10 protein-coding genes are annotated in these 10,315 nt (G+C 70.9%); all 10 read left to right on the top strand.

The genetic code is table 11. From position 1 onward, the window contains the following. Nucleotides 1-94: 94 nt before the first annotated feature. The gene (gene raiA, locus LAO51_18465) at nucleotides 95-655 is read left to right on the top strand and encodes a ribosome-associated translation inhibitor RaiA (GenBank protein ID MBZ5640726.1); all 561 of its coding nucleotides are present in this window, start codon (nucleotides 95-97) and stop codon (nucleotides 653-655) included. A 199-nt stretch (nucleotides 656-854) separates the two neighbouring features. After that, nucleotides 855-2,558: a methylmalonyl-CoA mutase family protein gene (locus tag LAO51_18460; GenBank protein MBZ5640725.1), complete on the top strand. Its 1,704-nt coding sequence runs from the start codon at nucleotides 855-857 to the stop codon at nucleotides 2,556-2,558. A gap of 54 nt (nucleotides 2,559-2,612) precedes the next feature. Beyond that, a complete protein-coding gene (locus LAO51_18455) occupies nucleotides 2,613-3,023 on the top strand; it encodes a cobalamin B12-binding domain-containing protein (protein MBZ5640724.1) in 411 nt (136 codons plus the stop codon). A 40-nt stretch (nucleotides 3,024-3,063) separates the two neighbouring features. Continuing rightward, nucleotides 3,064-3,948: a response regulator gene (locus tag LAO51_18450; protein MBZ5640723.1), complete on the top strand. Its 885-nt coding sequence runs from the start codon at nucleotides 3,064-3,066 to the stop codon at nucleotides 3,946-3,948. Nucleotides 3,949-3,989: 41 nt separating this feature from the next. Next, nucleotides 3,990-6,659 carry a valine--tRNA ligase gene (locus LAO51_18445; GenBank protein MBZ5640722.1) on the top strand — a complete coding sequence of 890 codons (2,670 nt, stop codon included), beginning with the start codon at nucleotides 3,990-3,992 and terminating at the stop codon, nucleotides 6,657-6,659. Next, nucleotides 6,656-7,513 (top strand): carboxylating nicotinate-nucleotide diphosphorylase, encoded by an 858-nt coding sequence (gene nadC, locus LAO51_18440; GenBank protein ID MBZ5640721.1) that lies wholly within the window; start codon nucleotides 6,656-6,658, stop codon nucleotides 7,511-7,513. The genes LAO51_18445 and nadC overlap by 4 nt, the downstream gene beginning before the upstream one ends. 41 nt (nucleotides 7,514-7,554) lie before the next feature. After that, nucleotides 7,555-8,328, top strand: a complete 774-nt coding sequence (locus LAO51_18435) for a biotin--[acetyl-CoA-carboxylase] ligase (GenBank protein MBZ5640720.1) — start codon at nucleotides 7,555-7,557, stop codon at nucleotides 8,326-8,328. Nucleotides 8,329-8,331: 3 nt separating this feature from the next. Next, nucleotides 8,332-9,099 carry a type III pantothenate kinase gene (locus LAO51_18430; protein MBZ5640719.1) on the top strand — a complete coding sequence of 256 codons (768 nt, stop codon included), beginning with the start codon at nucleotides 8,332-8,334 and terminating at the stop codon, nucleotides 9,097-9,099. After that, nucleotides 9,096-9,566: a hypothetical protein gene (locus tag LAO51_18425; GenBank protein ID MBZ5640718.1), complete on the top strand. Its 471-nt coding sequence runs from the start codon at nucleotides 9,096-9,098 to the stop codon at nucleotides 9,564-9,566. Before LAO51_18430 ends, LAO51_18425 begins: the two co-directional genes overlap by 4 nt. Further along, the gene (locus LAO51_18420) at nucleotides 9,563-10,207 is read left to right on the top strand and encodes a hypothetical protein (protein ID MBZ5640717.1); all 645 of its coding nucleotides are present in this window, start codon (nucleotides 9,563-9,565) and stop codon (nucleotides 10,205-10,207) included. Before LAO51_18425 ends, LAO51_18420 begins: the two co-directional genes overlap by 4 nt. The last annotated feature ends 108 nt before the right edge of the window (nucleotides 10,208-10,315 follow it).

The raw sequence follows: 10,315 nt of genomic DNA, 5'->3' as shown, positions 1-10,315 counted from the left end.
CGGTGGCGAAGTACCGCGAGGAGCTGAAGATCCCGGCGTCCAGCAGCCGGAAAGAGGCCTTCCGTTGAGCCTCCCGATTCCCTCGGAGGAGACGATGAAGATCGACATCACCGGCCGACAGATAGAGATCACCCCCGCCCTGCGGGACTTCACCGTGGAGAAGCTCCGGAAACTGGAGAAGCTCCTCGACGGACCTCTCGACGTTCACGTCGTGCTCGCGGTGGAGAAGCACCGCCACCTCGCCGAGATCCAGGTGAAGTCGCGGACCGCCGTGCTGTCGGGGGCCGAGGAGACCGGCGATCTCTACGCCTCCATCGCCGAGGTGGCGGACAAGCTCGAACGGCAGGCGCTGAAGCACAAGGAGAAGGTCACCGAGAAGAAGCGGCGCGAGGGAACGCGGGTGCCCGAGGCGGTGGCGGCGCTGGAGTCGCAGAACATGCCCCCGGGCGGAGACGGCCTGCGCGACGAGCTTCCGACCCGGGTCCTCGAGAGCCGGCGGTACCGACTGAAGCCGCTGTCCGCCGAGGACGCGGTGATGGAGCTCGAGGCCACCGGCGAGGACATCCTCGTGTACCGGGACGCCCGAAGCTACCGGGTCAACGTCGTCTACCGCCGGAAGGACGGGCACTTCGGGCTCGTCGACCCGGAGTTCTGAGGCGGACGTCTCGCCCGGGCGGCGTCCCCCGTCGCTTGATTCCTTGCGGGGTCCCTGGTAGCTTTTGATTTCGCGCGACCTCGGGGTGGTGTGCTTGCCCGCGTGCCGGGCACGTCCCGGCCCGGCGGCCTCGGCGCCGTGCGTTTCTCCGCGGGACGCCCGCGCCGCGCCGGCAGGCCGCGGTGGAGAATCTCCTCCGATGAATGAATCGAGCGGCGACAAGGCGAGCGGAAACCCCGGGCCTCGTCCCGGCACGAGCCGCGAGGCGTGGGAGCGACGGACGCTTCGGCCGGCGCTGGACGGTCCCGGAGAGCGGGACGCCGAGTTCACCACGGTCTCCGGGATGCCCATCGAGCGGCTCTACGGCCCCGAGGATCTCACCCCGGGCTGGAGGCCCGAGGAGCACCTGGGCTACCCCGGCGAGTATCCGTTCACCCGCGGGATCCACCCCACGATGTACCGCGGCCGTCTGTGGACCATGCGGCAGTTCGCCGGCTTCGGCTCGGCGGAGCAGACCAATCGGCGATTCAAGTACCTCCTGGAGCACGGCCAGACGGGACTGTCCGTCGCCTTCGATCTCCCGACCCTGATGGGAAGGGACAGCGACGACGGGATGTCCCACGGCGAGGTGGGAAAGGAGGGCGTCGCGGTCGACACGCTGAGGGACATGGAGGCGCTCTTCGAGGGAATCCCGCTGGAGCGGGTTTCCACGTCGATGACCATCAACGCCCCCGCCGCGGTCCTCTTCGCGATGTATCTGGCGGTCGCGGAGCAGCAGGGGGTCCCGTTCGAGCGACTCACGGGAACGCTCCAAAACGACATCCTGAAGGAGTACATCGCCCAGAAGGAGTGGATCTATCCGCCGAAGCCGAGCTTGAGGATCATCACGGACCTGATGGCGTTCTGCGCCCGGAACGTGCCGCGATGGAACACGATCTCGATCTCCGGCTACCACATCCGCGAGGCGGGATCGACGGCGGCGCAGGAGCTGGCCTTCACCCTCGCCGACGGGATCGGCTACATCGAGGCCGGCGTCGAGGCGGGTCTCGACGTCGACGAGTTCGCCCCCCGACTCTCCTTCTTCTTCAACTCGCACAACGACTTCTTCGAGGAGATCGCCAAGATGCGCGCCGCCCGCCGCCTGTGGGCACGGATCGTGCGCGAGCGGTTCGGCGCGAAGAGCCCGCGCTCGTGGGTCTGTCGATTCCACACGCAGACCGCCGGATGCTCGCTCACCGCGCAGCAGCCGTACAACAACGTCGTCCGCGTGACGGTGCAGGCGCTGGCGGCGATCCTCGGCGGGACGCAGTCGCTGCACACGAATTCGCTGGACGAGACGCTGGCGCTCCCGAGCGAGGAATCGGTGACGCTCGCGCTCCGCACCCAGCAGATCCTGGCCGAGGAGTCCGGCGTCACGAACACGGTGGACCCGCTGGGCGGATCCTACTTCGTCGAGGCGCTGACCGATCGGATGGAGCGGGAGGCGGCGGCCTACATCGACCGGATCGACACTCTCGGCGGGATCGTGGCCGCCATCGAGGCCGGCTTCCCGCAGAAGGAGATCGCGGACGCCTCGTACCGCTACCAGCGCGAGGTCGACGACCGCGTCAAGACGGTCGTGGGGGTCAACAAGCACACGATGCGCCCGACCGCCCTCCCCGAAACCCTCAAGATCGGCGAAGAGGTGGAGGGGGAGCAGCTCGCCCGCCTCCGCGGCGTCAAGGGGACGCGGGACGCCGGCGTCGTCGCCGACGCCCTCGACGCCCTGGCTCGCGCCGCGACGGGAGGAGAGAACCTGCTCCCCGGGATGCTGAGGGCGGTGCGGGTCTACGCGACCGTCGGCGAGATCTGCGACTCCCTGGTCCCCGCGTTCGGCAGGTACCGAGAGGTTCCGGTGCTCTAGGTGTCGATTCGCCTCGGCGCGGCCGCACGGCCGCGGCGGGGGGCGAGGAAGGACGTGAGCGAGGGACAGAGGCTCAGGTTGCTCGTGGGGAAGGTCGGGTTGGACGGGCACGACCGAGGCGCGAAGATCATCGCCCGGGCGTTCCGTGACGCGGGGTTCGAGGTGATCTACACCGGCCTCCACCAGTCCCCGGAGATGGTGGTCAACACCGCCATCCAGGAGGACGTGGACGGCGTGGCGCTCTCGGTCCTTTCCGGCGCTCACAACTACCTGTTCCCGCGCGTGATCGAGCTGCTGCGGGAGCGCGGCGCCGGCGACATCGCCGTCTTCGGAGGAGGCATCGTCCCGGAGCAGGACATTCCCGCGCTCAGGGCCGCGGGAGTCCGCGAGATCTTCACCCCGGGCACGACCACCGATCAGGCGGTGACCTGGGTCAAGGACCACATCCGTCCGCGGAAGCTCTAGGAGGGACGCGAGCGGCGCCGGCGCTCCAGGAGGGCGAACGATGAGCAGGACGATCCTGTTGGCCGACGACAGCGTCACCATCCGAAAGGTGGTCGAGCTCACCTTCGGCGACACGGACTTCCGCGTGGAGGCGGTGGAATCGGGGAGGGAGGCGCTGGAGCGCCTCGACACGCTGAAGCCCGACATCATCCTGGCGGATGTCGTGATGCCCGGCCCCACGGGGTACGAGATCTGCAAGCGGGTCAAGGCGTCCTCGCGCCCGGTGCCGGTGCTCCTCCTCGCCGGGACGTTCGAGCCTTTTGACCCGGACCGCGCCCGGGAGTGCGGCGCCGACGGCCACCTCGTCAAGCCGTTCGAGTCGAGGACGCTGGTGCAGCGGGTCGAACACCTTCTGGCTCGAGGGCCGCGATCGCTCGCGCCACGGGTCGAGCCCGCGGAGGACTTGGAGCTCGAAGCGGTTCTCGACGATCTGGCTGCGCGGGACATGGCCTCCGCGCCGGTGCCCTCCATCCCGCCCGAGGCGGAGGAGACCCCCTGGGCGGCCTCGTCCCCGGCCGTGGAGCCGGAGGCGGCGGCGCGCGAGGAACTGCACGGCGCGGTGTTCGACGCGCCCGAGACGCCCGCGGTCCCCACGACCCCGACGCCTCTCTGGGCCCTCGAGGCGGTCGCGACGTCGTTCGAGCCCGGGGCGACCTCCGCCGGCGCGGCGGAGGCGCCGGCCTTGCCGCCTCCGACGCTCGAGGCCCCCACCGGCCGCACCGCGCTGTCCCCGGAGGAGATCGAAGCCATCGCCCGCGCCGTCGTCGAGCGGCTCGGGGGCGAGGCGCTCCGCGAGGTCGCGTGGGAGGTCGTACCGGACCTCGCCGAGGCCGTGATTCGGGAGCGACTCAGGGAGATCGAGCGCGAGGAGCAAGGACGCGGCTGAGCACATCGAGGCCGTGCACGTCCGAAGAGATCGAGGGAAGGATGGAGATCGACAAGGAATACCGCCCCGAGACCGTCGAGGCGCGTTGGAACCGGGAGTGGTTCGAGCAGCGGCTGTTCGAGGCCAAGCCGGAATCGGGGCGCCGCCCGTGGAGCATCGTGCTGCCGCCGCCGAACATCACCGGCAACCTCCACATCGGCCACGTCCTCAACCACACGCTGCACGACGTGCTCGCGCGGTGGCACCGCATGCGGGGATGGGACGTGCTCTGGCTCCCGGGAACCGACCACGCCGGAATCGCGACCCAGATGGTGGTGGAGCGGGAACTCGCCCAGGAGGGCAAGGCCCGCCACGCCGTCGGTCGCGAAGCGTTCGTCGCGCGGGTTTGGGAATGGAAGCGGAGCTACGGCGGCCGGATCGTCGATGCGCTCAAGGGGCTCGGCGCCTCGTGCGACTGGACGCGGGAGCGCTTCACGCTGGACGACGGGCTCTCGCGCGCGGTCCGGACCGTGTTCGTCCGGCTGCACCGCGAGGGTCTGATCTACCGTGACCGGTACATCGTGAACTGGTGCCCTCGCTGCCGCACCGCGATCTCCGACCTCGAGACCGTCCACGAGCCTCTTCGGGGGAAGCTGTACACGGTCCGCTACCCGGCGGCCGACGGGAAGGGGAAGGGCATCCTCGTGGCCACGACCCGGCCGGAGACGATGCTTGGGGACTCCGCGGTTGCGGTGCACCCCGACGACGAGCGTTACCGCTCGCTGGTCGGGCGGCAGCTCAACCTGCCGCTCGCGAATCGCACGATACCGGTGATCGCCGACGCGTTCGTGGACCCCGCCTTCGGCACCGGCGCCGTGAAGGTCACGCCGGCGCACGATCCCAACGACTTCTTGGCCGGCCAGCGGCACGGACTCCCGCAGCCCGTGGTCATCGACACCTCCGGCCGGATGACCGCGGAGGCGGGGGAGTACGCCGGCCTCGACCGGCTCCAAGCGCGGAAGCGCATCGTCCAGCGCCTCGAGGAGCAGGGGCTGCTGCACGACGTCAAGGACCACGAGCACGCGGTGGGGCACTGTCAGCGGTGCGGAACGATGATCGAGCCGCTGCTGTCCACGCAGTGGTTCGTTCGCATCGCCCCGCTGGCCGGCCCCGCCATCGAGGCGGTGCGGGACGGGCGCATGCAGTTCGTCCCCGCGTCCTGGTCCAAGACGTACTTCGAGTGGATGGCCAACATCCACGATTGGTGCATCTCCCGCCAGCTCTGGTGGGGACACCGGATCCCCGCCTGGTACTGCGACGCGTGCGGCAACATCGAGGTCTCGGAGGAAGACCCCTCCGCCTGCGGTCGGTGCGGCGGGCCGCTCCGCCAGGACGAGGACGTGCTCGACACGTGGTTCTCCTCGGCCCTCTGGCCGTTCAGCACGCTGGGGTGGCCCGACCGGACCCCCGATCTCGAGCGCTACTACCCCACGAGCCTCCTCATCACCGGCTTCGACATCATCTTCTTCTGGGTCGCGCGGATGATGATGATGGGGCTCAAGTTCATGGGGGACGTTCCGTTCCGGGAGGTGTACATCCACGGTCTGGTGCGCGACGAGCAGGGCCAGAAGATGTCGAAGTCCAAGGGAAACACCATCGAGCCGTCGGAGCTGCAGTCCCGATTCGGCACCGATGCGGTCCGCTTCACCTTGGCGATCCTCGCCGCGCCCGGCAACGACATCCCGCTGTCCCCGGAGCGGATGGAGGGGTACCGCGCCTTCGCGAACAAGCTCTGGAACGCGTGCCGTTTCGTGCTGCTGAGGCTCGGGGACGGCGAGCCTTCTGCGGCCACGGCGGCCTCGTCCCTCACGCTGACCGACCGCTGGATCGTGTCGCGCACCCATCAGGTGATCCGCGAGGTCGACGCGGCACTGGAGCAGTACCGGTTCGACCGCGCCGCTGACGCTCTCTACCACTTCGTGTGGCACGAGTTCTGCGACTGGTACATCGAGTTCGTGAAGCCCGATCTCGCCGCGCCCCGGGACGGGGCCACGGGGGGCGAAGCGGTTCGCGCCGCCACCGCCCGCGCCGTGCTCCTCGAGGTCCTCGACACACTCCTCCGCCTCCTGCACCCGTTCATGCCGCACCTGACGGAGGAGCTCTGGCAGAAGATCCCGCACCGGGGGGATTACCTGGCGGTGGCCGAGTGGCCGAAGGCGGACGAGGCGCGCCTCGACGTCAAAGCCGAGCGGGACGTTGAAATCCTGCAGGACCTGGTGGTGAGGATCCGGAACCTCCGCGCGGAGTCGAACATCGATCCTTCGCGCCGGGTCGAGGTGCTCATCCACGCGTCGAGCCCGAGGAACGCGCGGCTCGTGAGCGACGAGGCCGATCTCGTCGCGACGCTGTGCCGCGCCGGCTCCGTGCGTGTCGTGGATGCGTTCGAGGCCGGCCTCATCGCGGCCCGCGGCGTGGTCCGCGGGCTCGAGGTGGCGGTGCCTCTCGCGGGGCTCCTCGATCTCGACGTCGAGCGAGCCCGTCTCGGTCGGGAGCTCGCCCGCATCGACACGGAGGTCGAGGGCCGGGCCCGCAAGCTCGGCAACGAGTCGTTCCTGCTCAGAGCGCCGGCCGAGGTGGTCGAGCGCGAGCGCGCGGCGCAGAAGGAGATGCTCGACAAGAAGAGACGAATCGAAAGCACCCTGGCCTCGCTGAGCGGCGGACCCCGGCCGTGAATCCTCCGTCTCTCGATCCCGCCGCGTTGCGCCGGATCGTCCGCGCGGCGATCGAGGAGGACCTCGGCGAGCGCGGCGACCTGACCACCGCGGCGGTGGTCGACGCCGGCTGCCGGGGGCGGGGGAGGATCGTCGCCCGAAGGGAGACGGTCGTCGCGGGCATTCCGGTCGCTCGCGAGGTCTTCTTGTTCCTCGATCCCTCGCTGGGCTTCGACGCGTGCCTGCCCGAGGGGGAGAGAGCTGGCGCCGGCGCCGTCCTCGCCGAGGTCTCGGGACCGGCCCGTCCCATCCTCGCGGGCGAACGCACGGCGCTCAATTTCCTCGGACGGATGTGCGGGATCGCCGCCTCCGCGCGCGCGGCCGTCGAGGAGGTCGCGGGAACCGGCGCTGTGATCCTCGACACCCGCAAGACCGCCCCTGGCCTCAGGATCCTCGACAAGTACGCGGTCGCCGCCGGGGGATGCGAGAACCACAGGCTCGGCCTCCACGACGCGGTCATGATCAAGGACACCCACCTCGCGGTGGCGGGACCCGTGGGCCGGGCGGTGGCCCGCGCCCTCGCGGCGGGGCACCCGGCCGCCCGCGTGACCGCCGAGGTCCGCTCCCTCGAGGAGATGGAAGACGCGATCCGGGCGGGCGCGGGCAGGGTCCTGCTGGACAACATGGACGTCGCGACGATCCGCCGCTGCGTCGAGCGGGCCGCGGGCCGCGTGCTCCTGGAGGCGTCGGGAGGGCTGCGGCCCGGCGCGCTCCGCGCCGTCGCGGCGACCGGCGTCGGCTTCCTGAGCGTCGGGTCGCTCACCCACTCGGTCCGCGCCGCCGACGTCGCCCTGGAGATGGAGGCGCTCCGCTGATCCCGCCCCTGCCGAAGCTCGACCGCGAGCGCCTCGAGGCGATGCTGCCGCGCCCCTACGTCAGCGACCTCGTCGTCCTGGAGTCCACGGACTCGACGAACGACGAGGCGCGGCGCCTCTCCGACCGGGGATCGGGGGAGGGGACGGTGGTGATCGCGGAGCGCCAGAGCCGCGGTCGCGGGCGCCGGGGCGCCGCGTGGCACTCGCCGCCCGGCGTCGGCTTGTACCTGTCCGTCCTCCTTCGCCCGGTCCGCCCCGCCGCGGAGCTGCCGCGCTGGGGGATCGCCGCGGCCGTGGCGGGCTGCCTCGCCGTGAGGGACGCCGGCGTCACCGACGCTGTCGTCGAGTGGCCGAACGACATCGTCTGTCGCGGGCTCAAGATCGGCGGCATCCTCGTCGAGGCGAGAAGCGCCGGCGAAATCCCCCTCGACCTCGTGATCGGCACGGGGTTCAACGTGGCTCACGCCGCGGAGGACTTCCCGGCCGAGCTCCGCGGCCGGGCCGGGTCGATCCTGATGGTGCTGGACGGGACCTCGGGCGATCGCGAGGCGCTGGCGGGATCCTATCTCCGCAGGCTCAGGGGCCTCACGGCCGATCTGGGCGCGGGGGTGTTCGAGCCCGTGCGCCGCGCCTTCGTCGCGCTGGCGCCCGGCGCGTCCGGGAGCCGCGTCCTCGTCGACCCGGGAGGAGGCACGGCCCCGTTCGAGGGGACCGCTCGCGGGCTCGACGACGCGGGGGCGCTCCGCGTCGAGAGGAGCGACGGCCGCATGGAGATCGTTCGGGTCACGGGTTCCGTGGCCTGGCTGGAGGCCTGACCTATGCTCCTCGCCATCGACGTCGGGAACACCCACACGGTCCTCGGGCTGTTCGAGGCGGACGAACTGCGGGCGCACTGGCGGGTCGCCACGAGAAAGGATGCGACCCCCGACGAGACGGGTGTGCTGCTTCGCGCTCTGTTCGACGGCGCGGGGATCGATCCCGGGGCGGTCACCGGGATGATCGTCTCGTCCGTGGTGCCCGATCTCAACGAGGTCCTCGCGAAAGCCGGCGCGCGCCATTTCCGTTGCGATCCGCTGTTCGTCGAGCCCGGCGTCAAGACGGGGCTCCCGATCCTGTACGAGAACCCGCACGAGGTCGGAGCGGACCGGATCGTCAACGCGGTCGCCGCCGTGGCGCGGTACGGCGCGCCGGTGATCGTCCTCGATTTCGGGACCGCGACGACCCTCGACGTGGTCGGCCCGAAAGGGGAGTACCTCGGAGGCGTGATCGCGCCGGGCCTCGGCATCTCGGCGGAGGCGCTGTTCGCCAGGGCCGCGCGCCTATCCCGCGTCCCCCTCAGGCGTCCGCGGCGGGTGATCGGCGCCAACACCGAGGAGAGCGTGCAGTCCGGCCTGTTCCACGGCTACGCGGCGCTCGTCGAGGGGCTCGTTCGCCGCGTTCGCGCGGAGCTGGGGATCGAGGCGAAGGTGGTCGCCACCGGCGGGCTGGCCCGGGTCTTCGAAGGCGAGATGCCCTTTCTCGACGCGGTGGATCCGGGCCTGACCCTCGAGGGACTCCGGATGATCTGGGAGAAGAACCGCCGGTGAGAATGGTGTTCGTCTGCAGCGGCAATATCTGCCGCAGCCCCATGGCGGCGGAATACGCGCGCCACAGGCTCGCGTCTTCCGGACTGAGCCACGTCGTGGTGGATTCGGCCGGAACCCTCGGCATCGAGGGGGAGCCGGCGTCGGCCGAGGCGCGGGAGGTCCTCCGTGAGGCTGGCCTCGATCTCATCGGGCACCGCTCGCGAGGAATCACCGAGGGCGATCTTCGCACCGTCGACCTCGTGATCGTGATGGCGCTGACGCATCTCCAGGAGCTGGAGCGACTCTCCCGGTCCGGCACGCGGAAGCGGTATCTGCTCCGGGCCTTCGAGCAGGGCCCCGAGCCGCACGACGGGGCCCCCGATCTCGACGATCCGATCGGGGCGCCGATCGAGAGCTATCGAAGCGCCTTCGCCGTCATCCGGCGCTGCGTGGACCACCTGGTGCTCCACCTCAAGCACGCGCGATGAGCCGCGACTCCGGCGCCGTGAGCTACGTGCGCTCGGTGGAGCGCGCGCTCGCGGCCCTGTCCGGCCGTCCATTCGTCCTCTCGCCGCGCGACTATGCCCGGGTTTCGGACTGGCACGCTCGCGGCGTCCCCCTGGACCTCGTGCTCGAGACGATCTCCGAGAAGACCGCGCGGCACGGCGGGGCCTCGCGCGGAAGCGGGCTGGCGCTGTTCGCCCCAGCCATCGAGGAGACGTGGATGGCGGTGCGCGACGGTCGGCTCGGGGCGGTCGGGCTCCCCGGGCCGGACGGCCTTCCCTCGCTCGATTCTGCGGTCGAGGCGTGGCGCGTGACCCGGTCCTCGGCGCCGGTCGGCTCGCGGCTCCGGCGGCTCCTCGATCGCCTCCTCTCGGAGGTCGAAGCCGGATCTCCCGCCGAGGCGCTCGACGCGGAGCTCGACCGGACCCTGGACAGTGCCGCCCCCGAGATCCTCGTGGCTCGAATCGCGGAGGAGGCCCTCCGCGAGTTGGAGCCGTTCCGTCGACGGATGGAGCCCGGGGTCTTCGAGGCGACGGTCCACCGCTCGATCAGCGATCGCCTGAGGCGGTCTCTGGGTCTTCCCCGCATCGCGCTGAGCCGTCCTCCCGCGAAGCGCGACCCCTAGCCCGCGGACTACTCGGCGGCGGCCCCCGACCCCGGGGCCCGAGCCCGCCCCAGGGGTCGCGCTGCCGTGTACAATGATGGAGGTCCTCGCCTCGCAGGGTGCCGTGCT

The organism is Terriglobia bacterium, from assembly GCA_020073205.1.
In the GTDB taxonomy this organism is placed as follows: Bacteria; Acidobacteriota; Polarisedimenticolia; order Polarisedimenticolales; family JAIQFR01; genus JAIQFR01.
The sequence above is the reverse complement of the archived record's forward strand: the minus strand, read 5'-3'. Positions and strand labels throughout refer to the sequence as shown.

Coding starts and splice junctions, on each gene's coding strand:
- LAO51_18445 (MBZ5640722.1), top strand. CDS start 3,990: ATGGAGATCGACAAGGAATACCGCCCCGAGACCGTCGAGGCGCGTTGG.
- LAO51_18450 (MBZ5640723.1), top strand. CDS start 3,064: ATGAGCAGGACGATCCTGTTGGCCGACGACAGCGTCACCATCCGAAAG.
- LAO51_18435 (MBZ5640720.1), top strand. CDS start 7,555: ATGCTGCCGCGCCCCTACGTCAGCGACCTCGTCGTCCTGGAGTCCACG.
- raiA (MBZ5640726.1), top strand. CDS start 95: ATGAAGATCGACATCACCGGCCGACAGATAGAGATCACCCCCGCCCTG.
- LAO51_18460 (MBZ5640725.1), top strand. CDS start 855: ATGAATGAATCGAGCGGCGACAAGGCGAGCGGAAACCCCGGGCCTCGT.
- LAO51_18430 (MBZ5640719.1), top strand. CDS start 8,332: ATGCTCCTCGCCATCGACGTCGGGAACACCCACACGGTCCTCGGGCTG.
- LAO51_18420 (MBZ5640717.1), top strand. CDS start 9,563: ATGAGCCGCGACTCCGGCGCCGTGAGCTACGTGCGCTCGGTGGAGCGC.